This window comes from Streptomyces sp. NPDC001594, from assembly GCF_042893675.1.
Lineage (GTDB): Bacteria > Actinomycetota > Actinomycetes > Streptomycetales > Streptomycetaceae > Streptomyces.
This window is the reverse complement of the sequence record NZ_JBIAVB010000012.1, coordinates 272,358-295,654: the sequence shown is the minus strand read 5'-3', so window position 1 is coordinate 295,654 and position 23,297 is coordinate 272,358. Positions and strand designations below refer to the sequence as shown.

24 protein-coding genes are annotated in these 23,297 nt (G+C 75.1%); 14 read left to right on the top strand and 10 right to left on the bottom strand.

Annotated elements, in window-relative coordinates; genetic code table 11:
• Positions 1-2: 2 nt before the first annotated feature.
• Positions 3-917, top strand: coding sequence for a LysR family transcriptional regulator (locus tag ACFY0O_RS24605; RefSeq protein ID WP_388950021.1), 915 nt, complete (start codon positions 3-5; stop codon positions 915-917).
• Positions 918-1,001: 84 nt separating this feature from the next.
• Here the strand turns inward: ACFY0O_RS24605 and ACFY0O_RS24600 are convergent, their stop codons facing one another.
• On the bottom strand, positions 1,002-1,781 hold the full coding sequence (locus ACFY0O_RS24600) for a DeoR/GlpR family DNA-binding transcription regulator (protein ID WP_388950019.1): 780 nt from the start codon (positions 1,779-1,781) through the stop codon (positions 1,002-1,004).
• Positions 1,782-1,999: 218 nt separating this feature from the next.
• Here ACFY0O_RS24600 and ACFY0O_RS24595 point away from each other — a divergent pair, with 218 nt between their 5' ends.
• Both ACFY0O_RS24595 and ACFY0O_RS24590 read left to right on the top strand, forming a co-directional pair.
• Positions 2,000-2,902: an SIS domain-containing protein gene (locus ACFY0O_RS24595; RefSeq protein ID WP_388950017.1), complete on the top strand. Its 903-nt coding sequence runs from the start codon at positions 2,000-2,002 to the stop codon at positions 2,900-2,902.
• Positions 2,899-3,735 (top strand): ketose-bisphosphate aldolase, encoded by an 837-nt coding sequence (locus ACFY0O_RS24590; RefSeq protein WP_388950015.1) that lies wholly within the window; start codon positions 2,899-2,901, stop codon positions 3,733-3,735. The genes ACFY0O_RS24595 and ACFY0O_RS24590 overlap by 4 nt, the downstream gene beginning before the upstream one ends.
• A gap of 572 nt (positions 3,736-4,307) precedes the next feature.
• Here the strand turns inward: ACFY0O_RS24590 and ACFY0O_RS24585 are convergent.
• A complete protein-coding gene (locus tag ACFY0O_RS24585) occupies positions 4,308-4,541 on the bottom strand; it encodes a hypothetical protein (protein WP_388950013.1) in 234 nt (77 codons plus the stop codon).
• Positions 4,542-4,618: 77 nt separating this feature from the next.
• On the opposite strand from ACFY0O_RS24585, the gene ACFY0O_RS24580 reads away from it, so the two are divergent.
• Positions 4,619-4,837, top strand: coding sequence for a hypothetical protein (locus ACFY0O_RS24580; RefSeq protein ID WP_388950010.1), 219 nt, complete (start codon positions 4,619-4,621; stop codon positions 4,835-4,837).
• Here the strand turns inward: ACFY0O_RS24580 and ACFY0O_RS24575 are convergent.
• The gene (locus ACFY0O_RS24575; RefSeq protein WP_388950007.1) at positions 4,828-4,962 is read right to left on the bottom strand and encodes a hypothetical protein; all 135 of its coding nucleotides are present in this window, start codon (positions 4,960-4,962) and stop codon (positions 4,828-4,830) included. The two genes, ACFY0O_RS24580 and ACFY0O_RS24575, sit on opposite strands and share 10 nt — an antisense overlap.
• Before the next feature lie 70 nt (positions 4,963-5,032).
• Here ACFY0O_RS24575 and ACFY0O_RS24570 point away from each other — a divergent pair, with 70 nt between their 5' ends.
• The 3 genes from ACFY0O_RS24570 to ACFY0O_RS24560 all read left to right on the top strand — a co-directional run bounded on the left by ACFY0O_RS24570 (position 5,033) and on the right by ACFY0O_RS24560 (position 7,947).
• On the top strand, positions 5,033-5,302 hold the full coding sequence (locus ACFY0O_RS24570) for a hypothetical protein (RefSeq protein ID WP_388950004.1): 270 nt from the start codon (positions 5,033-5,035) through the stop codon (positions 5,300-5,302).
• 102 nt (positions 5,303-5,404) lie between these two features.
• On the top strand, positions 5,405-6,628 hold the full coding sequence (locus tag ACFY0O_RS24565) for an Ig-like domain-containing protein (RefSeq protein WP_388950001.1): 1,224 nt from the start codon (positions 5,405-5,407) through the stop codon (positions 6,626-6,628).
• Positions 6,629-6,756: 128 nt separating this feature from the next.
• Positions 6,757-7,947, top strand: a complete 1,191-nt coding sequence (locus ACFY0O_RS24560) for an acyl-CoA dehydrogenase family protein (protein ID WP_388949998.1) — start codon at positions 6,757-6,759, stop codon at positions 7,945-7,947.
• Between the two features lie 9 nt (positions 7,948-7,956).
• Here ACFY0O_RS24560 and ACFY0O_RS24555 read toward each other — a convergent pair whose 3' ends face one another.
• From ACFY0O_RS24555 to ACFY0O_RS24535, 5 genes are all read right to left on the bottom strand, one after another.
• The gene (locus tag ACFY0O_RS24555) at positions 7,957-8,424 is read right to left on the bottom strand and encodes a hypothetical protein (RefSeq protein ID WP_388949995.1); all 468 of its coding nucleotides are present in this window, start codon (positions 8,422-8,424) and stop codon (positions 7,957-7,959) included.
• A 3-nt stretch (positions 8,425-8,427) separates the two neighbouring features.
• Positions 8,428-9,780, bottom strand: a complete 1,353-nt coding sequence (locus ACFY0O_RS24550) for a hypothetical protein (protein ID WP_388949992.1) — start codon at positions 9,778-9,780, stop codon at positions 8,428-8,430.
• Positions 9,780-10,217 carry a hypothetical protein gene (locus ACFY0O_RS24545; protein WP_388949990.1) on the bottom strand — a complete coding sequence of 146 codons (438 nt, stop codon included), beginning with the start codon at positions 10,215-10,217 and terminating at the stop codon, positions 9,780-9,782. Before ACFY0O_RS24545 ends, ACFY0O_RS24550 begins: the two co-directional genes overlap by 1 nt.
• A 577-nt stretch (positions 10,218-10,794) precedes the next feature.
• Entirely contained in the window at positions 10,795-12,129 is a 1,335-nt protein-coding gene (gene lysA, locus ACFY0O_RS24540; protein WP_388949987.1) for a diaminopimelate decarboxylase, read from the bottom strand.
• Positions 12,130-12,145: 16 nt separating this feature from the next.
• Positions 12,146-12,547: an SAV_915 family protein gene (locus tag ACFY0O_RS24535; protein ID WP_388949984.1), complete on the bottom strand. Its 402-nt coding sequence runs from the start codon at positions 12,545-12,547 to the stop codon at positions 12,146-12,148.
• 271 nt (positions 12,548-12,818) lie between these two features.
• On the opposite strand from ACFY0O_RS24535, the gene ACFY0O_RS24530 reads away from it, so the two are divergent.
• From ACFY0O_RS24530 to ACFY0O_RS24520, 3 genes are read left to right on the top strand one after another with little or no spacing between them, the layout of a single operon-like run.
• Positions 12,819-13,772, top strand: coding sequence for an oxygenase MpaB family protein (locus ACFY0O_RS24530; RefSeq protein WP_388949981.1), 954 nt, complete (start codon positions 12,819-12,821; stop codon positions 13,770-13,772).
• Positions 13,754-16,876, top strand: a complete 3,123-nt coding sequence (locus ACFY0O_RS24525; RefSeq protein ID WP_388949974.1) for a tetratricopeptide repeat protein — start codon at positions 13,754-13,756, stop codon at positions 16,874-16,876. The genes ACFY0O_RS24530 and ACFY0O_RS24525 overlap by 19 nt, the downstream gene beginning before the upstream one ends.
• A complete protein-coding gene (locus ACFY0O_RS24520) occupies positions 16,873-18,453 on the top strand; it encodes a phytoene desaturase family protein (protein WP_388949973.1) in 1,581 nt (526 codons plus the stop codon). Before ACFY0O_RS24525 ends, ACFY0O_RS24520 begins: the two co-directional genes overlap by 4 nt.
• A gap of 44 nt (positions 18,454-18,497) precedes the next feature.
• On the opposite strand, the gene ACFY0O_RS24515 is transcribed toward ACFY0O_RS24520, so the two are convergent.
• On the bottom strand, positions 18,498-18,953 hold the full coding sequence (locus ACFY0O_RS24515; protein ID WP_388949971.1) for a nitroreductase family deazaflavin-dependent oxidoreductase: 456 nt from the start codon (positions 18,951-18,953) through the stop codon (positions 18,498-18,500).
• A gap of 69 nt (positions 18,954-19,022) precedes the next feature.
• A complete protein-coding gene (locus ACFY0O_RS24510; RefSeq protein ID WP_388949969.1) occupies positions 19,023-20,252 on the bottom strand; it encodes an FAD-dependent monooxygenase in 1,230 nt (409 codons plus the stop codon).
• Between the two features lie 80 nt (positions 20,253-20,332).
• Between ACFY0O_RS24510 and ACFY0O_RS24505 the strand changes: the two genes are divergently transcribed.
• The 4 genes from ACFY0O_RS24505 (at position 20,333) to ACFY0O_RS24490 (ending at position 23,295) form a co-directional block, all read left to right on the top strand.
• The gene (locus ACFY0O_RS24505) at positions 20,333-20,929 is read left to right on the top strand and encodes a TetR/AcrR family transcriptional regulator (RefSeq protein WP_388949966.1); all 597 of its coding nucleotides are present in this window, start codon (positions 20,333-20,335) and stop codon (positions 20,927-20,929) included.
• Between the two features lie 10 nt (positions 20,930-20,939).
• Positions 20,940-21,323 carry a VOC family protein gene (locus ACFY0O_RS24500; RefSeq protein ID WP_388949964.1) on the top strand — a complete coding sequence of 128 codons (384 nt, stop codon included), beginning with the start codon at positions 20,940-20,942 and terminating at the stop codon, positions 21,321-21,323.
• A gap of 86 nt (positions 21,324-21,409) precedes the next feature.
• The gene (locus ACFY0O_RS24495; RefSeq protein WP_388949961.1) at positions 21,410-21,841 is read left to right on the top strand and encodes a DUF6234 family protein; all 432 of its coding nucleotides are present in this window, start codon (positions 21,410-21,412) and stop codon (positions 21,839-21,841) included.
• A 110-nt stretch (positions 21,842-21,951) separates the two neighbouring features.
• The gene (locus tag ACFY0O_RS24490; protein ID WP_388949958.1) at positions 21,952-23,295 is read left to right on the top strand and encodes an AMP-binding protein; all 1,344 of its coding nucleotides are present in this window, start codon (positions 21,952-21,954) and stop codon (positions 23,293-23,295) included.
• The last annotated feature ends 2 nt before the right edge of the window (positions 23,296-23,297 follow it).

Below are 23,297 nucleotides of genomic sequence, written 5' to 3'. Positions count from 1 at the left end.
GGGTGATCGACCCCCGCCGGCTGCGCATCCTGCGGGCCGTGGCGGACCACCGTACGGTGACCGCCGCGGCCGCAGCCCTGTACCTCACCCCCTCCGCCGTCTCCCAGCAGCTCGCCGCGCTGGAGCAGGAGACCGGCCACACCCTGCTCCACCGCAGCGGCCGCGGGGTACGGCTCACCGCGGCCGGGGAGATCCTCCTCGGCCACGCCCACGAGGTGCTCGCCCAGCTGGAACGGGCCGAAGCGGAACTCGCCGCCTACGCGGGCGGGGCGGCCGGCGAGGTCACCGTGGCGGCCTTCGCGACCGGCATCGCCGAAGTCCTGGCCCCGGCCATAGCCCGCCTCGCGGGCGAACACCCGGGCATCAGGCTCCGCGTCCGGGACGCCGAGGGCGACCAGAGCCTGCTCCAACTGCTCGACGGGGAGGCGGACCTGGCCCTCGCGGTCGAGTACCGGGGCGCGCCGGGCGCCGACGACGGCCGCCTGTCGGTGATCCCGCTGTACGCGGAGCCCTTCGACGCGGTCCTGCCGGCAGGGCACCCGCTGGCCGACCTCCCCGCCGTGTCCCTGGCGGACCTCTCCGACGCGGAGTGGGTGGGCCAGTACCCGGGCAATCCCTGCCACGACGTGACCCTGCTGGCCTGCGAACTGGCGGGCTTCGAGCCCCGGTTCGTGCACTCCTCCGACGATTTCCGCGCGGTGACCGCCCTGGTCGGCGCGGGCGCCGGGGTGGCCCTGGTCCCGCGCTCGGCCCTGCGCGGCATGGACCTCAAGGAGGTCCGCGTCCGCCCGGTCACGGGCCCCTCCGCCACCCGCCGCGTCTTCGCCGCCACCCGCCGCGGCGCGGAGTCCCACCCCCTGATCGCCCCGGTCCTGGCGGCCCTGTCGCGGGAGGGGGAACGGGTGCCGGGGTGTTAGGCGGGCTTCGACCCGCCTCAGTGCCGCCCCGCCCCCGCCCCCGCCCCCCGCCCCGCCGCGCGGCGGGTGGGCGATGGGCGAGCCCTATACCCGTATCAACTCCACCCCCGCCCCCTCGAACGCCGCCGCGAGGGGGGCCGTGAGGGCCGTGTCCGTGACCAGGGTGTGGACCGTGGTGGTGGGGCAGATGCGGGCGAAGGCTCGGACGCCCAGTTTCGTGGAGTCCGCCGCCACCACCACCCGCCGGGCGCGGGTGCACAGGAGGCTGTTGACGGCCGCCTCGTCCTCATGACGGGTGGCCGCGCCGTCCGCCGGGTCGAAGGCGTCGACGCCCACCACCGCCGTGTCCACGGTGAGCTGACCGAGCGTCTGCTGCGCCAGTGGGCCGGTGAGTTCGTACGACTGGGGGCGGGCCACCCCGCCCGTCAGCACGATCTTGAACTGGGGCCGGATCACCAGTTCGCCCGCGATGTTCAGGGCGTTGGTGACCACCGTGAGGGCGGGGGAGCCGCCGGCCAGGTCCGGGCGGGCCGCCAGGGCGCGGGCCACCTCCGTCGTGGTGGTGCCGCCCGTCAGGCCGACCACCTCGCCCGGCGTGATCAGCGCCGCGACGGCCTCGCTGATCCGCCGCTTCTCGGCGGCCCGCCGTGACGTCCGGTAGCGCAGGGGGAGTTCGTAGGACACCCCGTGCGGCACCGCCCCGCCGCGGGTGCGGACCAGCAGCTGCTGTTCGGCCAGCTGGTCGAGGTCGCGGCGGATGGTGGCGGCGGAGACGCCGAGCGTCTCGGCGGCGGCCTCCACCTCCAGCCCGTCCCGCTCCACCAGCAGGTCCAGCAGTCTCTGCCAGCGCTCCGTGCGGGTCATGGCGCCCCTCCCGTGTCGTCCCCGGGTCGTCCCCGTACCGTGCCGGGGCCCTTCCCGGTCCCGCCGTCGACATTAGCCGAGGCGAACACCCCGCCGATGCTTGAAGTTGCGTGAAACGGGCCGCTACCTTGCAGGAACACGCAGCAGCACCATGCCGCCATGCAGTAACAGCACGCAGGAACCGCCAGGATGACGCATCCACCGCGCAGGGAGCCCGCATGAGTCACGTCGCGTACGAGTTGGCCACGCAGCCCGAGAGCTGGGAACGGGCCGCCGAACTGGCCCCGGCCCACCGGGCGGTGCTGCCGGGGCGGGGGGAGCGTACCGCGATCGTGGGGTGCGGGACCTCGTACTACATGGCCCAGGCCGCCGCCGCCCTGCGCGAGGAGGCCGGGCAGGGGGAGACCGACGCCTTCCCCGCCTCGGAGTTCCCCCGCCACCGCCGCTACGACCGGGTGGTGGCGCTGACCCGGTCCGGGACCACCACCGAGGTGCTGGACCTGCTGTCCGGGCTGCGGGAGGCCGGGGTCCCGGCCACCGCGGTCGTCGGCGACCCGGACACCCCGGTGGCCGGCCTGGCCGACGCGCTGGTCGTGCTGGACTTCGCCGACGAGCGGTCCGTCGTCCAGACCCGCTTCGCCACCACCGCCCTCACCCTCCTGCGGGCTCACGTCGGCGCGCACACCCCGGACGTGGTCGCCGACGGCCGCGCCGCGCTGGCCGAGCCCCTGCCCCCGGGGCTGGAGGCACGGGGGCAGTTCACCTTCCTCGGGCGGGGCTGGAGCGTGGGTCTGGCCCACGAGGCGGCCCTGAAGATGCGCGAGGCCTCCCTGTCGTGGGCCGAGGCGTACCCGGCGATGGAGTACCGGCACGGGCCGGTCAGCGTCACCGGGCCCGGCTCCGTCACCTGGTCGCTGGGCGGCACCCCCGAAGGGATCGCGCAGCAGGTCCTGAGCACGGGTGCGGAGTGGGTGGACGGCGCGCTCGACCCGCTCGCCGAACTGGTCCGCGTGCACCGCCTGGCCGTGGCGGTCGCCGCCGTGCGGCAGCTGGACCCGGACGCGCCCCGCAACCTCACCCGCTCGGTGATCCTCACCAGCGGCGAGGGGGCGGTCCGATGAGCCTCGCCCCCGCCGGGACCCTCGTCGCGGAGGCGGCCGCCGCCGGACGGGCCGTCGCTGCCTTCAACGTCATCACCCTGGAGCACGCCGAGGCCGTGGTCGAGGGGGCCGAGCGGGCCGGGCTGCCCGTGATCCTCCAACTCAGCGAGAACGCCGTGAAGTTCCGTGGCGGGGCGCTGCTGCCCATCAGCCGGGCCGCCGCCGCGTGCGCCGAGGCCGCGCGGGTGCCCGTCGGGCTGCACCTGGACCACGTCAAGAGCCCCGACCTGCTCCGGCAGGCCGCCGACGCCGGGTACGGCTCCGTGATGTACGACGCCGCGCACCTGCCCTACGCCGAGAACCTGGAGGCCACCCGGTCCGCCGCCGACTGGGCGCACGCCAACGGCCTGTGGATCGAGGCCGAGCTGGGCGAGGTCGGCGGGAAGAACGGCGCCGCCCCGCTGGACCCGCACGCCCCGGGCGCCCGGACCGACCCGGACGAGGCCCGGCGGTTCGTCGCCGACTCCGGGGTGGACGCCCTGGCCGTGGCCGTCGGCAGCACCCACGCCATGACCAGCAGGACCGCCTCCCTCGACCACGCCCTGTTGGCCAGGCTGGCCAAGACGGTGGACGTGCCCCTGGTGCTGCACGGCTCCTCCGGCCTGCCGGACGCGGAACTCGCCGCGGCGGTGGCCGGCGGGATCCGCAAGGTCAACATCGGCACCGCGCTGAACGTGGCCATGACGGAGGCCATCCGCAGCCATCTGGCCGGGGCCGACCCCCGCCCCTACCTCACCGCCGCGCGTGCGGCGATGGCCGCGACGGCCGAGGCCATGATCGCCGCCCTGAACTGATCTGTCGGCAGCCGTAGTCGGGCGCCCGGCCCAAGGCCGGGCGCCTTGCCGTGTGCGGCCCTGCCCGACGGCCTTCCCCGGGGTGCGGCCGCGGTGGCGTGTCCGACCGCCCCGCGAGCTACTTGCGAGTACCGCATCTGCCAGGTGAATTCGCCATTCCCGTCTTACATGCGGCCTGGTCTGGCTGCTACATTCCGCAGGTGCCATCCGCGTGCCAAGGGCGCGGGACAGTCCACGACCTGGTCCGTCCCGCGCCCCGCGCACGGCACCCGCTCCCGCGAGGCCCCGTCCGTCCGCTGATCCAGCGCACAGCGCACAGCCCACCGCGGCGCCGGCCCCACGCCCCCGAGGCGTCCGGCCGGCACCCCCGACCCGAGCGAAGCCCCCGCACCCCGCCGCACCGGACGTCAGCGCCGACGCCTCCGGCGCCGCCCGTGCGCGCCCTCGCCCGCCCGAACGCTCCACCTCCGAAAGGGAGACGTCCTGATGGACAAGTTCCTGCGCCGGCGCCCGCTCGCCGGGAGGGCGCTGATCCTCGGCGCCCTGCTGGCCCTGGCCATACCGGGCACCGCCTACGCCAATACCGTGGGCGTGACCGTGAAGACCCCCGGCGCCACCTCCGGGCCCGGCTCCGCCTTCGCCGAGATCTCCACCAACGCCCACTGTTCGAGCGGCCTGATCTCCGGCGGCGGGGTCAACCAGGCCATCGGCACCGGCTCCTCGTCCAACGGCAACAAGATCAACGGCAGTTCGCCCAGCCCCGACGGCAGCACCGAGTACACCGCCTCCACCGGCGTCGTCGGCACCGACGTGGCCTACTGGCTCGGCATCGGCGGCAGCGGGGGAGCGGTCAACGCCTCCTTCTCCAGCACCCCCGTACGCCATGTGCTTCACCAGCAACCTCGTCAACCACATCCAGGTGGTGATGAACAAGGTCGCCGGCCCCGTCACCAGCTCGACGGTCGGCCTGGTCACCGCGACCTGCCCCTCGGGCACCCGCCTGCTCGGCGGCGGAGCCCGGATCACCCCGGCCGTCGTCGGCAGCCTCAAGCCGATCGCCAGCTTCCCCACCTTCAACGACTCCGCCCACGCCTACGGGTAGAAGGCCGCGGCCGACGGGGAGACCAACCCCGACTCCTGGAGCGCCGTCGGCTGGAACGGCGGCGGCGGTGACAGCGGCAACACCACGTACGCGTACGCCATCTGCAGCGGCAACAACATCAACATCAGCGGCACCACCGTCAAGGTCCGCTTCTCCGAGGTCAGCGGCCCCACCGCCGGCACCGCCGGCGCGACCGTGACCGTCGGCTGCGGACAGAACGACGGCAAGCTGGTCAGCGGCGGCGCCGCCATCAGCGGGGGCTCCGTCACGACCACCAACTTCACCGGTCCCGGCTCCCCGGGCGACCACCTCAACGGCAGCTACCCCAGCGACTCCGGCGGCAGCCCGCTCTCCGACGGCACCACCAACGCCGCCTACTGGTCCGCCTACACCCACACCGGGGCACCCAGCTCCCCGAACACCTACTCCGACGCCTGGGCGCTGTGCGCCGACGACGGCGTCTGACCTCCTGATCCACCCGCCGCGCGGTCGCCGCGGCCGGCGCCCGCGGCCCCCTCCTGTACCTACGGCGACGTTGGCACGGACACCTTCACCGTCCCGGCCGGGGTGCGCGAGGTGACGGTCGACCTCTTCGGCGCCGAGGGTGGCATCGCGGCCGGCTACGTCCTCCCCGCACCCCCGAACGCGGGCGCGCCCGGCGGCCTGGGCGGCGAGACCCGCGCCACGCTTGCCGTCACCCCGGGCCAGGCCCTCCAGATCACCGTCGGCGGCGTCGGCAGCTCCGGCACCTCCCGGCACGGCGAGTACGCCCGGCCCGGCGGCCGGGGCCACGGCTCCGGCGGCGGCGGTGCCCATGGCGGCGGAGGCTCCGGCGGCGGCAACCCGGGCAACCTGTCCGGGGCCGGCGGCGGCGGGGGCAGCAGCTTCGCGGCGCCGTCCGCCACGGACGTCACCCTCGCGCGCGGCGTCCGCCGGGGCAACGGCGCGGCCGTCGTGTCCTTCCGGTACGGGGCCTCGGTGAGCGTGGTCGTGGACGACGCCACCCCGATGTTCGGGCGGCCCGTCACCCTCACCGCCACCGTCACCCCGGCGAACCCGGCCGCGGGCACCCCGAGCGGCGAGGTCACCTTCTTCGACGGGACCACCCCGCTGGGCACCGCCGCCCTGAACGACGGCCGAGCGAGCCTGCGCACCGGCACCCTCCAGCCCACCGGCCACACCTTCACCGCCCGCTACGCCGGGGACGCGGCCTTCACCCCCGCCACGACGGGCGGGCCCACCGAGGTCACCGTCGGCTTCAGCGGCCCCTGCCTGACCACGGCCCACCAGGGCCCGCTGACCGTCGCCGCCGGGGAGGCCCTCTGCGTCGGCGCCGGCGGCAGCCAGAGCGGCCCCGTCACCGTCCGGCCCGGCGGCGCCCTCGCCGTGACCGGCGCCCGCATCACCGGCCCGGTCTCCGCCGACGGCGCCCTCGCCCTGACGATCTGCCACTCCGCCCTCACCGGCCCGGTCACCGTCCAGCGCTCCACCGGCCCCGTGGTCGTCGGCTCGGACCGCGTGGGCGCGGCCTGCGCCGGCAACACCCTGCGGGGGCCGCTCACCGTCGAGGCCGACACCGGCGGGGTGGAGGTGTCGGCGAACGCCGTGACCGGCGCCGTCCGCATCACCGGCAACAGCGGCACCGGACCGCTCCCCGAGGCCCTGCCGCCCGCCTTCCGCGCCAACCGGGTCACCGGCCCCCTGCGCTGCGAGGACAACGCCCCGGACCTGCTCCAGACCGGCACCACCACGACCGGCCCGCGCACGGGCCAGTGCCGCCCGGCGGACTGACGCCCGGGCCCCCGCCGGGCCACGCTCCGGCGGGGGCTCCCCGCCCCTTCCCTATTCCTGTAACGGGTTCTACTCTGACCGCCGCCGTTCGCAGCGACCGGCTGGACCGCGAGGATCCCGGAGGGGCCGTGCACCTCGAATACACGCCCGAGCAGCAGCAGTTGCGCGCCGAACTGCGTGCCTACTTCGCCGAGCTCGTCCCGCAGGACGTCTACGCCCGCTACGAGGACCCGGCCGCGCAGAAGCGCTTCTACCGCGAGACCATCCGCCGCCTCGGCGCGGACGGCTGGCTCGGCGTCGGCTGGCCGAAGGAGTACGGCGGGCGCGGCATGTCGCCCATGGACCAGTTCATCTTCTTCGACGAGGCCGCGCAGGCCGTCGTCCCGCTCCCGCTGATGGCGCTCAACACGGTCGGGCCGACCCTGATGCAGTTCGGCACCGACGAGCAGAAGGCGTACTTCCTCCCCCGGATCCTCTCCGGCGAGATCGACTTCGCCATCGGCTACAGCGAACCCGGCGCCGGCACCGACCTCGCCGCCCTGGCCTGCAAGGCCGTCCGGGAGGGCGACGAGGAGACGGGCACCTACGTGGTCAACGGCCAGAAGATCTGGACCACCAACGGAGACACCGCCGACTGGGTCTGGCTCGCCGTCCGCACCGATCCGAACGCCCCCGCGCACAAGGGCATCACGATGCTCCTGGTCCCGACCTCCGACCCCGGCTACTCCTGCACGCTGATCAACACCCTCGCCTCGCACGACACCACCGCCAGCTACTACGAGGACATCCGGGTACCGGCGAGCCGCCGCGTCGGCCAGGAGAACAAGGGCTGGCGCCTGATCACCAACCAGCTCAACCACGAGCGCGTCACCCTCGCCGCCCACGGCACCATGGCCATCCGCGCCCTCCACGACGTCCAGCGCTGGGCCGCGGAGACCAAGCTCGCCGACGGCCGCCGCGTCATCGACCTGGCCTGGGTACGCGCCCGCCTGGCCCGCACCCACGCCCGGCTGGACGCGATGAAACTCCTCAACTGGCAGATGGTGAACGCCGTCCAGTCCGGCACCCTCACCCCCCAGGACGCCTCCGCCGTCAAGGTCTACGGCTCCGAGGCCCGCCGGGACGCGTACGCCTGGCTGATGGAGGTCGTGGGCGCGGCGGGCGCCCTGAAGGACGGCTCGGCGGGCGCGGTCCTCCACGGCGAACTCGAACGCGGCTACCGCAGCGCCGTGATCTTCACCTTCGGCGGCGGCAACAACGAGATCCAGCGCGAGATCATCTCCTGGATCGGCCTGGGCATGCCGAGGGTCCGCCGCTGACGGCCCCGCCTACTTCCCCTTCGCCGGAAGCGGTTCCAGGACGACGGCGCCGGGCAGGGCGGCGGCCATGTCATGGGCGTAGACGCCGGGCCGGACCCAGATGAACCAGTTGCCGGCGGCGACGATGGTGTGCCCGAACGCCCGGCGCCCCGCATCGATCGAATCTCCGACGTCGTCCCGGCCGTAGCGGTCCGTGCTCAGTACGGAGATCTCGTTCGTGACGGTCGTCTGGCGGTGCTGCACCTCGCACGTGGCGTCCGAGCCGAACTTGTTCTCGTTGCGCAGGATCACCTTGCAGTCGAAGCCGCCCTTCCCGAGGGCCGTGACCACGTCATCGACCGACGTGTACACGGGGCCGGTCGGCACCTCGCTCGGCATCGGTACCCGGGGACGCGGCCCCCGGTCGCCGCCGACGAGACCACAGCCGCTCAGGGTCAGCAGCAGGGTCAGCAGCAGGACGGACTTCGGTGTGCGCATGGGTCAGTTGCTCCTCGGCGGCTGGGGGGCCGGCCCCGGGCCGGGGGAAGGGGTGCCGGGTTCCGCAGGACCGGTTCCGGCACCCGTGTGCGGCCCACCGTAGATCGGGTCGACGGAGAGGTGGTGGCCGGCCGGGGTCTGGGACTCCAACTGTCGTATGGCGTTGGCGCGCTCCTCGTCCGTGAGCGCGTACCAGGCCATCGCGTCGTCCAAGTGGGGCTCCACCTTGTCCCAGTTCCGGCCCCGGGTCCTGATGTCGCCCCCACGGTTGTCCGATTCGTCACCGTACTGCTCGTTCAGCTCTCGGACAGCAGGAGTGTCGGCTGCGTAGAGGGTGAAGAGTTGCTTGTCGGTCCTTGCCCCGTAGGGGTTCCGCTGAATGTCCTGCAGGAGGTATGCGCTCAGTCGGATGTCCTCGTCAGGATTCTTCTCGATGTACTTGGTCAGCTCCGCGTCGCCGAGATCGCCGAGGAACGTGCCGTCGGGCAGGGTGAACGCCCGATGGTTCGAACGCATCACATCCCGAGCGGTGTCCGGCTTCATGTGGGTGATCCCCAGGGACTTGTCCGGCTTGATCGACTCCTCCAGCGTCCAGTCGAAGACCCGGCCGAACAGGGGCAGCGGGCCCTTCAGGCTCGGGCTGTAGTTCTGGTACCACTGCTGTTCCTGCCACAGGATCGCCAGCAGCAGCTTCCGGCTGATGCCCGTCTCGGCCGCGGCCCGGTCGACCGCCGCGAACTGCGCCGGGGAGACGTTGATCGGGTGGAGGCCGTCGATGCCGCCCGACAGGGCCAGGGCGACCGCGAGCGGAGAACCGGGGGTCAGGGCCTCCTTGGCGAGCTTCGGGTCGGAGATCGCGGTGAGGCCCTCGACGGTGCGCAGGGCGCGTGCCGCCTCCGTGTCGGCCTGGGTCGCCCGGCGGAGGGCGTCGACGATGATCCCCTGCGCGTGGTTCGCCGGTTCGAGGTGCTCGGTGCTGCCCGGGGGCACCATGACCGGGTGGGACAGCTGGACTCGGCCGCTGTCGTCGACCTTGAGCTCGTGGGAGCGGGCGTAGTCCAGGGCGCTGTTGAGGTCGCGCTGCGCCGCCGTGATCACCTCCGCCAGGTCGTCGTAGACCCTGGCCATCGCGCGCAGGGCCAGCGCGGAGGTCTCGTAGTCGTCGGCGTGCTTCACGAAGCGTTCCGTGGCGGCGCGGCCCGATTCGCCGACCCAGCAGCGGTTCACCGTGCGGGCGACGTCCTCACGGGCGTACGTGGCCAGGCCGTCGCACTGTTTGGCCACGGCCACCGCGTCGTCGGCCGCGGCGCGCCACTTGCCGGGGTCGGCCTGCTTCAGTTCGGGTACGGAGACCATCAGACGTCCTCCAGCACGCCGCCGGCCGCGCGCAGCGAGGCGCCGATCGCCTGGTCCTCGGCGGTGAGCGCGTTCGCGCCCCCGGTCAGGGCGTCGGCCGCGCCGTCGACCAGGTCCGCGAGCTCCCGGAGCCTGCGCTGCCAGGCGCCCACGCAGTCGTCGCTGGCGGGTCCGGCGGCCCAGCCGGCGTGGATGCGGCCCACGGCCTCGGCGTCGTCGAGGGTGGACTTGCCCCGGGCATGGGTGTTCGCCGTGCGCATGCCGGACGCCTTGCGGTGGACGGGGTCGTCGACGAGGCCGAGGTCGGTGTCCCCGGCGTGCGGGGACGCGGAGGGGCTCGGCTGGGGAGTGGGAGCGGGCCTCGGTCCGGCCGAGGCGAGGCGCAGGGCCGCCTCCCCCTTCGCCCGAGCCCATTCCGCTTCGAATTCGAACGTCATCTCCCCAGCCTCGCACACCCGACTGACACCGTCGGCCGGTTCGCTGACAGGTCGTCAACCCCAGGGTCGGGCGGGGCGTGCGGACGGCAGCCGTGGGCCGGGACCGGCGGCGGCGGGCATCCCTGGCAGGGGCAGACCGGTGGTGGTTCCATGGAAGGGCGGGAAGAGCCCTTTTGCGAGGATGCGGAGAAGCGGTCCCGTGCCGCGCACCGCACAATCGGGATCCGCGAGAAGCGGACGGACTCTTTCCGCCCTCAGCCGCGATCCGGACGGGGAGATCAAGGGCGCGTCAAGGATCGGTGAACAAACGGAAGGAACGTGTCAAGGGTGTCAGGGGGAGGTCCGGGACGGCACCAGACTGGAGGGGCGACGGAGCGGAATGGCAGTTCCGCGGCGTACGGCCGACGGCGGGGCATCACACCCCGTGCGAGGGCGCGGACTCCGGCCCGTGGGGGGCCCGGAACGACGCGACCGAGCCGCCGGCGCCCGTCGCACGTCACAAGAGCCGTCCGGCTCCGGTGTGGGGATACCGGGACCGGGCGGCTCACGTGCGTCCGAGGTCTCCACCTCGGCCGGCTCAGGCGCCGACGTCCCGGCCGCGGAAGTCCTCCAGGGTCTCCCGCCTGACCAGCACCCGCGCCGCACCCTCGTGGACGGCGACCACCGGCGGCCGGCCGACCATGTTGTAGCCGGAGGCCATGGACAGCTGGTAGGCACCGGCCACGGGAACGGCCAGCAGGTCGCCCGGGTGGACGTCCCGCGGCAGTTCGGCGTCGGAGGCCAGGACGTCGCCGGCCTCGCAGTGCCGGCCGACGACGGTGGCCGTGGCGGAGCCCGCCGTCGAGTGCCGGCCCACCAGCCGGGGCGCGTACCGCACCCCGTACAGGGCGGGCCGCGGGTTGTCGCTCATCCCGCCGTCCACGGCCACGAACAGCGTCCCGCCGGAGCGTTTGACGGCGAGCACCCGGTACAGGGCGACCCCCGCCGGACCGGCGATCGCCCGCCCGGGCTCCACGGTCAGCCGGGGCACAGGCAGGCCGGCGGCCGTGCAGCGGTCCACCAGGGCGGTGCGCAGCTCCCGTGCCAGGGCGGTGAGGTCCAGCGCCGGTTCGCCGGGCCGGTAGGCGACGCCGTGGCCGCCGCCCAGGTCCAGCTCCGGCAGCACGGCCCCGTGCGCCTCGTGCACGGCGGCCATCAGCTCCACCATGCGGCCCAGTGCCACCAGGTAGGCGTCGACCGTGGTGATCTGGGAGCCGATGTGGCAGTGCAGCCCGGCCAGTTCGAGCCGGGGCTGGTCCAGGATCCGGGCGACGGCCGCCTGGGCGCTCCCGTCGGTGGCGGACAGCCCGAACTTCTGGCCCTCCGTACCGGTACGGACCTTCTCGTGGCCGCCCGCCGCCACGCCGGGCACCACCCGCACCAGTACCCGCTGGCGCCCCCCGGGAGCCACGGCCGCCGCGATCCGGGCGATCTCGGAGGTGCTGTCGATCACGATCCGGCCCACCCCGAGCCGCAGCGCGGAGGCGATGTCCCGGGGTGACTTGGCGTTGCCGTGCAGCAGGATGCGTTCGGGCGGGAACCCCGAGGTGACGGCCAGTTCCAGCTCCCCGGCGGAGCACACGTCCAGGCCCAGCCCCTCCTCGCACACCCACCGCGCCATCGCGCGGGAGAGGAACGCCTTGGCGGCGTAGAGCACCTCGGCGTCGGGGAAGGCGTCCCGGTAGGTGCGGCAGCGGCCGCGCACCTCGCCCTCGTCCAGCACGTAGACGGGGGTGTCGAACCGCTGGGCGACCTCCGCCAGCGACACCCCGCCGACGGCCAGGCCGCCGTGTGGGAGCCGGGCCGTGGAGGCGGGCCACACGCAGAGGTCGTCGGCGTCCGCCGCGACCTCGGAGAGCACGTCGACGGTCATGACGGTCCCGGCCCCCTCAGACGGCCCGGGCGGAGAGCCCGGGCGCGGCGGCGGCCGCCCCCGCCCCGCCCGTGATCGTGCCGGCCGGTACCGTGCCCGCCGCCCCCGTCGGGGCGCCCTCCGTCGGCGCGGCCGCCGGGGCCGTCAGGGTCGGGTCGACGGTCAGCGAGGCCACCCCCAGCGGCCCGGCCAGCGCGCGCAGCGCCGGCTCCGAGAGCCGGATCCACGGGTGCCCCGCGCCGAGCACGGCGGCGAGCCGCTCCGCCCGGGTGAAGCCGACGGCGGTACGCGCGCCCAGCGGGGTGCGGAACAGGCGCACCGCCACCTCCCCGGTACCCGGCCGGACCGGGACGTACAGGGGTCCGGCCGGGACGCGTTCCTCGGGCTCGGGGTCGTCTTCGTACGTGAACAGGCACATGGGGTCCTCCAGGGGAACCACGTATGACGGAGGGGCAGGGTGCCCCGGGCTGCGGGGAGGCGGTCCGGGGCGCGCCACCGAAGCTATCCCCGGGCCGGGACGCCCGGCGACGGCCCCTGACGGGTCCTTGACGCCGTCCGGCAGGGTCCTGACGGACCTCTGACACCCGCCGGCCGCCGTCCGGCCGCCGTCCGGTCGTTTCGCGCCGCGCCGGGCCGGGGGACGGTCGGACCCGTGCCCGGCTGGGTAGGCTCCCCGCGGGAGGCGGGCGATGAGCGGAACCCCGTACGAGGACGCCGACCCGGGACTGTACGGGCCCGGGTCCGTCACCTGGCAGTGCCACGGCGACCCGGTCATGTGGATCGCCGGGGTCCGCGCGCTCTACCTCCAGGCCCTCCACCCGCGCGCCGTCCGCGGGGTGATGGAGAACTCCGCCTTCGCCGAGGACGCCTGGGGCCGCCTGCTGCGCACCGCCGACTTCGTCGGCACCCTCACCTACGGCACCACCAGGGCCGCCGAGCGGGCCGGAGCCCAGGTGCGCGCCATCCACCGCCGGCTGTCCGCCACCGACCCCGACACCGGCGAGCGGTTCCCCGTCGACGACCCCGAACTCCTCCCGTGGGTGCACTGCGCCCAGATCGACAGCTTCCTGCACATACTCCGCCGCTCCGGCGTTCCCCTCACTCCCGCCCAGGCCGACCGATACGTGGACGAGAACCGCGTCAACGCCCGCCTCGTCGGCCTCGATCCGGCCGCCGCGCCCGCCTCCACCGCGCAGCTGGCCGCGTACTTCGAGGGGGTCCGACCCCGGCTCGCCGCCGGCACCGATGCCCGGGCCGTGGACGACTTCCTGCGCTCCCCGCCCGTCTCGCCGCTGCTGGTACCTGGCCGAAACCTGCTGTGGCGACCGCTCGCAGGGCTCGCGTACGGTTCCCTCCCCGGCTGGGCGCACCAGTTGTACGGACGCCCCGCACCACCCTCACTCACGGTCACCCGGCGCCTGCGTCTCACGGGCCGCGTGCTGCGCACCATTCCCGCAGGTCTACGCTGGCAGCTGCCTCCAGGTCACATCTTGAGAGCGATGCGCCGACTGGGCCCCGGGAGCCGCCCCTCCGCGTACACACTGCGTAAGTCGGCGGCCATACTGGACCGGCCGGGGAGGGCGCGATACGACGACGGGCACGATGACGGGGGCGGCTTCAAGACATGGCGGAGTCCAGACTGATCCAGGGCCGGTACCGGTCACTCGATCTGATCGGGCGCGGCGGCATGGGCGAGGTGTGGCGCGCCCGTGACGAGTCGCTGGGCCGGCAGGTCGCCGTGAAGTGCCTCAAGCCCGTCGGCGCCGAACACGACGCCCACTTCACGCAGGTGCTGCGCGAACGCTTCCGGCGTGAGGCGCGCGTCGCCGCCTCCCTCCAGCACCGGGGCGTCACCGTCGTGCACGACTTCGGCGACGACAGTGCCGCCGGCGGACCCCTCTACCTGGTCATGGAACTCCTCGACGGCCGCAACCTGAGCCAGCTGATGGAGGAGAACGAGGCGCGCCCGCTCCCCGTCGACGTGGTCCTCGACATCGCCGAGCAGATGGCCGCCGCCCTCGGCTACACCCACGACCAGGGGGTCGTCCACCGGGACCTGAAACCGGCCAACATCATGCGGCTGACGGACGGCACGGTGAAGATCTGCGACTTCGGCATCGCCCGCCTGGCCGCCGACATCGGCTTCACCGCGAAGCTCACCGGCGGCGGCATGGCGATGGGCACCCCGCACTACATGTCGCCCGAGCAGATCGCGGGCGGCGAGGTCGACCACCGCAGCGACCTGTACTCCCTGGGCTGCGTGCTGTACGAGATCGCCACCGGGGCCCCGCCGTTCGACCTGGGCGACTCCTGGTCGGTGCTGGTCGGCCACCGCGACACCGCGCCCGTGCCGCCGCGCGACCACCGGCCCGAGCTGCCGGAGTACTTCGAGCGGATCGTGCTGGACCTGCTGGCCAAGTGCCCCGAGGACCGGCCCGGAGACGCCCTCCACCTGCACCGGCGGCTGGTCGACGCCCGCTCCGGCCCCGGCGGGTCGGGCCGCGTCCAAGCCCCGCTGCCGGCGTGGGCGGAGGGGATGACCGCCGGGCGCAAGGCCGGCATCGACGCCCGCCCGGCCAGCGGGGAGTGGGCCGTCCTCACCGGCTCCTGGACGGCCCCCCGCCGCCCCACCGACGGCCACCCGGCCCCGCCCGGCCCCGACGCCCACCAGCCGCCGCCGCACGGCCCCGGCGCGTCCGCGCCCGGCGGCCCCGCCGGGTCGGGTGCGCATGCCGTGTCCCGTGGTCCTTCCGGGTCGGGTGGGTATGCCGTGTTCGGTGGTCCTTCCGGGTCGGGTGGGTATGCCGTGTTCGGTGGTCCTTCCGGGTCGGGTGGGTATGCCGTGTCCGGTGGTCCATCCGGGCCGGGAGGGCACACCGTGCCCGGCGGCCGTTCCGGGTCCGGGGGCTCCCCTGTTCCCGGCGGCAACGCCGTGTCCGCCGGCTTCCCCGGCGCTGATGCCTCCGCCGCTTCCGACAACCACCGTGCCTCTGATGGCTACCCCGTGTCCGGCGGCTACCCCGTGTCCGGCGGTCACGCCGGGTCCGGTGGCTACTCCGTGGCCGGTGGTGGTCCCGGTTCCGGTGGGCACGCCGTTTCCGGTGGTGACCCCGCCTCTGGCGGTCACGCCGCCTCCGGTGGGCAGGCCGTGTCCGGTCAATACCCCGCGTCCGGTGGTGACCCCGCCTCTGGCGGTCACGCCGCCTCCGGTGGGCAGGCCGTGTCCGGTGGATACCCCGGCTCTGGGGGTCACGCCGGGTCCGGTGGCTACTCCGCGTCCGGGAGCCAATCCGCCTCCGGTAGTCACTCCGCGTCCGGCGGCGGCCCCGCCTCCGGTAGTCACCCCGCGTCCGGCGGAAGCGGGGCCGCCTCGGGTCGGCACCCCGTGGCTGGTGGCGGGTGGCCCGGGACCGGGGGTGGGCCGGCGGGCGTCGGACCCGTTCCGGGGTCGGTGAGCGCGCCCGCGTCCGGTACCGCCTCCATGCCCCTGTCCGGCCATCCTGCCGTCCCGGGGCCGTCCGGGGCCGGCGACGCCGCGCACTCCGCCCTGCCGGGGCGGGCGCCGGGGTCCGGCCCGATGGCGTACCCGGCCCCCGGGGCGGCCGGCTACGGCACCGGGTCCGGGACCGGCTTCGGCGCGGCCCCTGGGCCGGAGGGCGACGGGTACCCCTCCGGCGCCGGGGCCTCGGGCGAGCAGCGGATCCTGCGGCCCGCCCCCGCCGAAGACCCCCGGCTCACCGGCACCCACGGGGCCGTCGGCACGCACGCCCCGACCGACCCGGGCCGGCCCGACTCCCTCGACGCCGGGCACATCCGCGCCTTCGCCCTCAGCCGGGCCGGCCGCCCCGAGGAGGCGCTCGCCGTGTACGCCGCCGTGGCGGAGGGCCGCGCCCGCGTGCTGGGCCCCGACCACGCCGACACGCTGGCCGCCCGGCAGGAGGAGGCGTACGAGCTCGGCCGCCTCGGCCGGCACGGCGAGGCCTACGAGAGGTACCGCGCGGTGCTCGCCGCCCGGATCCGCACCATGGGCCCCCTCCACCCCGACACCCTGCGCTGCCGCCACAACCTGGCCTGCGCCCTCGGCGCCCTCGGCCGGCACGCCGAGGCCCACGAGGCGGCCGCCGCGGTGGCGGCCGACCGTACCCGGGTGCTCGGCCCCGAGCACGTCGACACCCTCCTGACCCGCTACGAGGTCGGCTACGCCCTGGGCCGACTCGGCCGCTGGAACGAGGCGCTGAGCGTGTTCCGGGCCGTCGCCGCCGCCCGCGAGCGCGTCCTCGGCCGGGACCACCCCGACGCCCTCGCCGCCCGCTACGAGACCGGCATCGCCCTCGGCCGCACGGGCCGCGCCGCCGAGGCCCTCGACCTGTTCCGGTCCCTGGTCCGCGACCGCACCCGCGCCTACGGCGCGTCCGACCCGGAGACCCTGCGGGCGCGGCACGTCCTCGGCGTCAACCTGGGCCGCCTCGACCGCTGGGAGGAGGCGGTGGCCGAGGCCCGCGAGGTGGGCGCGGCCCGTGCCAAGGTGTTGGGCGCGGAGCACCCGGACACCCTCGTCAGCCGCCGTGAACTGGCCGTCGGGCTGGGCCGGCTCGGCCGCTGGGACCAGGCGCTGCCCGTCTACCGGGAGCTGTCCGGGATCCGTGAGCGCTCCCTGGGCGACGAGCACCCGGACACCGTGCTCGCCCACGCCGACGAGGCACACTGTCTGGAGCGGCTGGGCCAGGTGTGTTACCAAGAGCCATGACCGCTGACGCAGGCTCCACGGGTTTCGCGCACGACGTGTACGACGCGGTGATCGTCGGAGGCGGCCACAACGGCCTCGTCGCCGCCGCCTACCTGGCCCGCGCGGGCCGTTCCGTCCTGGTCCTGGAACGGCTCGGGCACACCGGCGGCGCCGCCGTCTCCACCCGGCCGTTCGCCGGGGTCGACGCCCGGCTGTCGCGCTACTCGTACCTCGTGTCCCTGCTCCCGGGGAAGATCGTCCGCGATCTGGGGCTGCGCTTCCGGGTGCGCCGGCGCACGGTGTCCTCGTACACGCCCTTCGAGCGCGACGGCCGCCCCGGCGGGCTCCTCGTCGGCGGCGGGGAGGCCCGTACGCGGGAGTCCTTCGCGCGGCTCACCGGCTCCGACCGGGAGTACGAGGCCTGGCGCGCCTTCTACGCCACCACCGGCCGCCTCGCCGAACGGGTCTTCCCCACCCTCACCGAACCGCTGCCCACCCGTGCGGAACTGAGGGCCCGGATCGACGACGAGCAGGCCTGGCGGATGCTGTTCGAGGAGCCCCTCGGCCGGGCGGTGGAGGAGCGCTTCGCCGACGACCTGGTCCGGGGCGTGGTCCTCACCGACGCCCTGATCGGCACGTTCGCCGACGCCCACGACCTGTCCCTCGCCCAGAACCGCTGTTTCCTCTACCACGTCATCGGCGGCGGCACCGGCGACTGGGACGTGCCCGTCGGCGGCATGGGCGCGCTGACGGACGCGCTGGCCGACGCCGCCCGTGCGGGCGGCGCGGAGATCGCCACCGGGCACGAGGTGCTGCGGATCCACACCGACGGCACCGCCCCGGCGGAGGTCACCTTCCGGACGGCGCACGGCGAGGGCACGGTCGTCGGGCGCGCCGTCCTGGTCAACGCCTCCCCGAAGGCGCTGGCCGACCTCCTCGGGGAGGCCCCGGACCCCGTCCTGCGGGCCCCGGAGGGCGCCCAGTTCAAGGTCAACATGCTGCTGCGCCGGCTGCCCCGGCTGCGCGACACCTCGGTGGACCCGCGCGAGGCGTTCTCCGGCACCTTCCACGTCGCCGAGGGCTACGAGCAGCTCCGGCGCGCCCATGCCGAGGCCGCCGCCGGGGAACTCCCGTCCGCGCCGCCCTCGGAGATCTACTGCCACTCGCTGACCGACCCCACGATCCTCGGGCCGGACCTGACGGAGCAGGGCTGCCAGACGCTGACCCTCTTCGGACTGCACACCCCGGCCCGGCTGTTCGAGAAGGACAACCGGCAGGCCCGCGAGGTCCTGCTGACCGCCACCCTGGCCCAGCTCGACGCCCACCTCGCCGAACCGCTCACCGACTGCCTGGCCTTCGACGCCGACGGCCGGCCGTGCATCGAGGCGAAGACCCCGCTGGACCTGGAGCAGGAACTGCGCCTGCCCGGCGGGCACATCTTCCACCGCGACCTGTCCTGGCCGTACGGGGAGCGGGGCCGGTGGGGCGTCGAGACCGATCGCCCCAACGTCCTGCTGTGCGGGGCGGGAGCGGCCCGCGGCGGCGGGGTCAGCGGGATCCCGGGCCACAACGCGGCGATGGCGCTCCTGGACCGCTGACCGCTGACCGCTGACCGCTGCCCCCTGACCGCTGACCGCCGAACTCAGTCGGCCCGGGCCGGCTCGATCACCACGATCGGGATGGCCCGGTCCGTCTGGGCCTGGTACTCGTCGTAGGCGGGCCACTCGGCGACCATCACCGGCCAGTACGCGCGCTGTTCCTCGGCGGTCGCGGTGCGCGCCGTGCCCTGCATGATCTCGGGGCCGACCTGGACGCGGACCTCGGGGTGGGCCGTGAGGTTGCGGTACCACAGCGGGTGCTCGGGGGCGCCGCCCTTCGAGGCGACCAGGAGGTAGCGGCCGTCGGCCTCGCCGTAGATGAGCGGGGTCCGCACGGGGTTGCCCGAGACCCGTCCGACGGTGGTGAGCAGGAGGGTCCGGGTACCGCGCCACTCGTGGCCCTCGGCGCCGTTCGATGCGACGTACTGCCGGAGGTGGTCGAGTTGCCAGCTGCCCGGCTTGGGGTCGGCGGGGTGGTCCCAGTCGATGTCGCTCGTCATCTCGTTCTCCTCTGTTCGGTCGCACGGTCGCACGGTCGCACGGTCGACTGCCTCGACGGACAACGATCCTCAACGCCCCCGGGCACGGCGGCCATTCCGCGCTGCCCCGTTCGGCCCCTGCCCGGTGCGGCCGGGCAGGGTGAAGCCGTCGAACAGGTCGTCCAGGGCGCGCAGCGAGACCTCGGCGGGGAGGGCGCGGAAGGCCAGGTCGCGGGCCGCGACGGCCAACGGGTGGCGCAGGGCGGCGACCCGGCCGGCCCGGCGGGCGCGGACCCGGATCGCGTCGGTCCGGGCGAGCCGGGCCCGGGTGTAGGCGGCCAGGGCGGCCGGTACGTCGGGGCGGGCGAGGAGGTGGGCCAGTACGACGGCGTCCTCGACGGCCTGGCAGCCGCCCTGGCCGAGGTTGGGGGTCATGGCGTGCGCGGCGTCGCCGATCCAGGCGATGCGGCCGTGGTGCAGCCGGGGGAGCGGGGCGGCGAGGTCGTACAGGTCGTGCTGGAGCACCTGCGCGGGGTCGATCCGCTCCAGCAGGGCGGGGACCGGATGGTGCCAGGCGCCGAAGCGGCGCAGGAGTTCGGCGCGGACATCGGCGGGCCGGTACCCCTCGGGGACGACGGCCGTGGCGTACGCGTACAGGCCGCCGTCGGCGAGCGGGACCGTCCCGAAGCGCTCGCCGCGCCCCCAGGTCTCGGCGGCCGGTATGCCCGTGGGCGCGGTCCCGGCGGGCAGCACGGTGCGCCAGGCGGTCTCGCCGGAGTAGTGCAGCCCGGGGTGGTGGGGGAAGTGGCGGCGGCGCAGCGGGCTGTGGATGCCGTCGGCGGCGACCACGGCGTCGGCGGTGAGTTCCCCGTCGGCGGTACGGACCACCGCGCGCCCGTCGGCCTCGTCCACGGCGGTGACGGCGGTGACGGCGGCACCGTACCGCAGGGTGCCCTCGGGGAGCTCGGCGGCCAGCGCGGAGGTCAGCGCCGACCGGTGCAGGGCGAGCGGGGTGCGGCCGAAGCGGGCGGCCAGGGCGGCGGGGTCGGCGCGGTCGAGCCAGCCGCCGCCGGGGCGGCGCAGGCCCATCGCCATCGCGGGGGCGCGGCCCGTGCCGGGGAGGGGGTCGAAGCCGATGGCGTCGAAGGCGCGCAGGGCGTTGGGGGCGAGGACGATGCCCGCGCCGACGGCGGTGGGCCCCTCGGCCCGCTCGCACACGGTGACCTTCCATCCCTGGCGGCTCAGGGCCAGGGCGGCGGTGAGACCGCCGATCCCGGCTCCGGCGACGACGGCGTGGCGCTGGTGCTGGCGTACGGGCATGGCACGGCCTCCTGCTCCGGGAAGAATCCTCTACATCCGTAGAGGGCTCGATGCACACTCTACAGCTGTAGAGTGATCCCATGTCCACCGAGGAACCCACCCCCACCCCGGACCGCCGGACGCTGATCGCGGACACGGCCATCGACCTCGTCGCCTCCGCCGGCCTGCGCGGCCTCACGCACCGCGCCGTCGACGCCGCCGCCGGGCTCCCCGCGGGCAGCACCTCGTACTACTTCCGCACCCGGACCGCCCTGATCGCCGCCTGCTATCGCCGCCTGGCCGAACTGGACGCCTCAGAGGGCCCGTTGGAGCTGCCGACCGACCGCGACGCCGCCGCCCGGGCGCTGGGCGGCCTCCTGCACCACTGGCTGACGGCAGGCCGCGCACGCCAACTGGCCCGCTTCGAGCTGAGCCTGGAGGCGGCGCGGAACCCGGAACTGGAGCCGGACCTGAGGGAGGCGGGCCTCGCCGTCCGGGCCCGGGCGGCCGCGGTCCTGGCGGCGCTGGGCGCGCCGGACCCGCAGGAGAGCGCCGAACTGCTGGCCGCCTGGACGGACGGCCTCCTCTACGACCGGCTAGCCGGCGCCCTCGCCCACGCCCGACCCGCCCCGGACCCGGCCGAACTCACCGCCACCGTCCGCCGGATGCTCGATGCGGTCCTGGGCGGCGCCGTCTAGGATCCGGGTCATGATCGCTGAACTGCAGTGCGTGGTCCTGGACTGCCCCGACCCCCTCGAACTGGCCCGTTTCTACGGGGCGTTGCTGGGCGGCGAGGTCAACCGCCCCGACCGGCGCTGGACCTGCGACGACCACTGGGCCACCCTCCACACCCCCACGGGCGCGGTCCTGGCCTTCCAGCAGGTGTCCGACCACCGCCCCCCGCGCTGGCCCGACCCGGCCCACCCCCAGCAGTCCCACCTGGACCTCGCCGTCCCGGACCTCGACGCCGCCGAACAACAGGTCCTCACCCTGGGCGCCACCCTCCTCGACACCACCCCGACCGCCCGAGGCTGGCGCGTCTACGCCGACCCGGCGGGCCACCCGTTCTGCCTCATCCGGGAACCCGCCTGACCCGCACGCGACACCACCCGGGGCGGCGGCCCCTCTGAGTACCCCTACTCATGCGCCGCCGGGCGCCTGCCCGGCAGGGTGACGGCATGACACACGCACCGTTCGACACCCCGCGCCGACGCCGGCGCCGGCCCTGGTCCCACCGGACCTCCACGGGCGCGGACGTCACCGTCGCCGTCCTGCTGTTCCTGCTCGAAGCGGCCGTGTTCGTGCTCGTCCTCTTCGGACACGGCATGGAGGCATGGGCCGCCCAGGGCGACCGCGAGCGGATCGAGGCCGCGGACCACGCGGGACGCGTCTGGATGGCGCAGTTCCTCGTCGCCATGCTGGTCCTGGCCGTACTCGCGATGGTCTCGCGGGCCCGTTGGACGGCGGCGTCCCACCTCCTCGCGGCCGCTGCCGCCGCCGCCCTCCTCGTCCTCGCCCAGCACGAGTACGACCGGTCCCATCCCCGCCCCGCGCCCCGCCCGGGGCCGGAGTACGTGCCGTGCTACAGCGGCAGCGGCAGGTGCAACTGACAGTTGGACGTTCCGCCCAAGCGGACCGGTCTGCCTGGTCGGGACCACGCATTGCCCCCGCCCGGCGGCGCGGGTTTGGGTGGGCATGATCAACGGGGAGGGACAGGCGCATGGCTTCGATGCTCGACGGGTGTACGCCCTGGCCGGAGGAGTTCGTCGACCACTACTGGGCGGCCGGCCACTGGCGGGGCAACACCCTGGACAACCTGCTGCGCGGCTGGGCCCTCCAGTACGGGCCGCGCACCGCCCTCGTGCACGGCGCCAGCCGGCTCACGTACGCGCAGCTGAACCGGCGCGTGGACCGGATGGCCGCCGGGTTCCGGGGGCGGGGGCTGCGGCCCGGGATGCGGGTGGTCGTCCAGCTGCCGAACGTGCCGGAGTTCGTGGTCACCGCGTTCGCGCTGATGCGGGCCGGGCTGGTCCCCGTGTTCTGCCCGCTCTCCGCCCGCGAGCCCGAGGTGCCCGAACTCGTGCGCGCCGCCCAGGCGGTCGGCTACGTCGGCCCCTCGACGCACCAGGACTTCGACCACACGGTGATGGCCGCCGGCATCGCCGCCCGATGGCCGTTCCTGCGGCGGGTGTTCACCTATGAGGCGCCGGGCACCGAGTCCCCGTACGGCGGCCTCACCACCGACCCGTCGAACTGCCAGTACGCCCCGCTGGGCTCCCTCGACGCCCCGCCCGAGCCGGCGCTCCCGCTGGGCGCGGGCCAGGTGGCCTTCCTTCTGGTGTCGGGCGCCGGCGTGCTCGTCCCGCGCACCCATGACGACTTCGCCTACCAGGCGACCGCCGCCGCCCGGTCGATCTCCCTCACGGAGGACGACGTCTATCTCACCGCACTGCCCGCCGACGTCGACCTCGCCCTCGGCGCCCCCGGCGTCATCGGCGCCCTGTCGGCCGGCGCCACCGTGGTCCTGGCCGATGTGACCGACCCCGCCGTCTGCCTCGCGACCCTCGCCCGGGAGCGGGTGACCGTCACGGCGCTGACCCCGGACACCGCCCGGCGCTGGCTCGACGCCCTCTCGGCCGCCGGCCCCGCCCTTTCCGCCCTGCGCCTCGCGCAGATCGCCGGGACGCCCCCGGACCGCGCGACCGCCGAGCGGATCGGCACGGCCCTGGACTGCCGCGTCCAGCAGGTCTTCGGCACGCCCGAGGGCCTGCTCACCCTCACCCGCCCCACCGACCCCGACGACCCCGCCCTCGCCACCCACGGCCGCCCGCTCTCGCCCGACGACCAGATCCGCCTGGTCGACGCCGACGGCGCCCCCGTCCCGGACGGCACCCCCGGCGAACTCCTCGCCCGCGGCCCGCACACGATCCGCGGCTACTACCGGGCCCCCGACCACGACGCCCGCACCTTCACCCCCGACGGCTACCTCCGCACGGGCCACCTCGCCCACCGCACGGCGGACGGCAACCTGGTGGTGACGGGCCGCCGAGCCGGGAGGACCTAGGT

Excerpts from the sequence above, each read along its gene's own strand:
- ACFY0O_RS24500 (WP_388949964.1), top strand. The coding sequence starts at position 20,940 with ATGATCGCTGAACTGCAGTGCGTGGTCCTGGACTGCCCCGACCCCCTC.
- ACFY0O_RS24530 (WP_388949981.1), top strand. The coding sequence starts at position 12,819 with ATGAGCGGAACCCCGTACGAGGACGCCGACCCGGGACTGTACGGGCCC.
- ACFY0O_RS24525 (WP_388949974.1), top strand. The coding sequence starts at position 13,754 with ATGGCGGAGTCCAGACTGATCCAGGGCCGGTACCGGTCACTCGATCTG.
- ACFY0O_RS24505 (WP_388949966.1), top strand. The coding sequence starts at position 20,333 with ATGTCCACCGAGGAACCCACCCCCACCCCGGACCGCCGGACGCTGATC.
- ACFY0O_RS24575 (WP_388950007.1), bottom strand. The coding sequence starts at position 4,962 with ATGTTGATGTTGTTGCCGCTGCAGATGGCGTACGCGTACGTGGTGTTG.
- ACFY0O_RS24600 (WP_388950019.1), bottom strand. The coding sequence starts at position 1,781 with ATGACCCGCACGGAGCGCTGGCAGAGACTGCTGGACCTGCTGGTGGAG.
- lysA (WP_388949987.1), bottom strand. The coding sequence starts at position 12,129 with ATGACCGTCGACGTGCTCTCCGAGGTCGCGGCGGACGCCGACGACCTC.
- ACFY0O_RS24545 (WP_388949990.1), bottom strand. The coding sequence starts at position 10,217 with ATGACGTTCGAATTCGAAGCGGAATGGGCTCGGGCGAAGGGGGAGGCG.
- ACFY0O_RS24595 (WP_388950017.1), top strand. The coding sequence starts at position 2,000 with ATGAGTCACGTCGCGTACGAGTTGGCCACGCAGCCCGAGAGCTGGGAA.
- ACFY0O_RS24550 (WP_388949992.1), bottom strand. The coding sequence starts at position 9,780 with ATGGTCTCCGTACCCGAACTGAAGCAGGCCGACCCCGGCAAGTGGCGC.
- ACFY0O_RS24510 (WP_388949969.1), bottom strand. The coding sequence starts at position 20,252 with ATGCCCGTACGCCAGCACCAGCGCCACGCCGTCGTCGCCGGAGCCGGG.
- ACFY0O_RS24535 (WP_388949984.1), bottom strand. The coding sequence starts at position 12,547 with ATGTGCCTGTTCACGTACGAAGACGACCCCGAGCCCGAGGAACGCGTC.
- ACFY0O_RS24515 (WP_388949971.1), bottom strand. The coding sequence starts at position 18,953 with ATGACGAGCGACATCGACTGGGACCACCCCGCCGACCCCAAGCCGGGC.
- ACFY0O_RS24590 (WP_388950015.1), top strand. The coding sequence starts at position 2,899 with ATGAGCCTCGCCCCCGCCGGGACCCTCGTCGCGGAGGCGGCCGCCGCC.
- ACFY0O_RS24490 (WP_388949958.1), top strand. The coding sequence starts at position 21,952 with ATGGCTTCGATGCTCGACGGGTGTACGCCCTGGCCGGAGGAGTTCGTC.
- ACFY0O_RS24520 (WP_388949973.1), top strand. The coding sequence starts at position 16,873 with ATGACCGCTGACGCAGGCTCCACGGGTTTCGCGCACGACGTGTACGAC.
- ACFY0O_RS24555 (WP_388949995.1), bottom strand. The coding sequence starts at position 8,424 with ATGCGCACACCGAAGTCCGTCCTGCTGCTGACCCTGCTGCTGACCCTG.
- ACFY0O_RS24580 (WP_388950010.1), top strand. The coding sequence starts at position 4,619 with ATGTGCTTCACCAGCAACCTCGTCAACCACATCCAGGTGGTGATGAAC.
- ACFY0O_RS24495 (WP_388949961.1), top strand. The coding sequence starts at position 21,410 with ATGACACACGCACCGTTCGACACCCCGCGCCGACGCCGGCGCCGGCCC.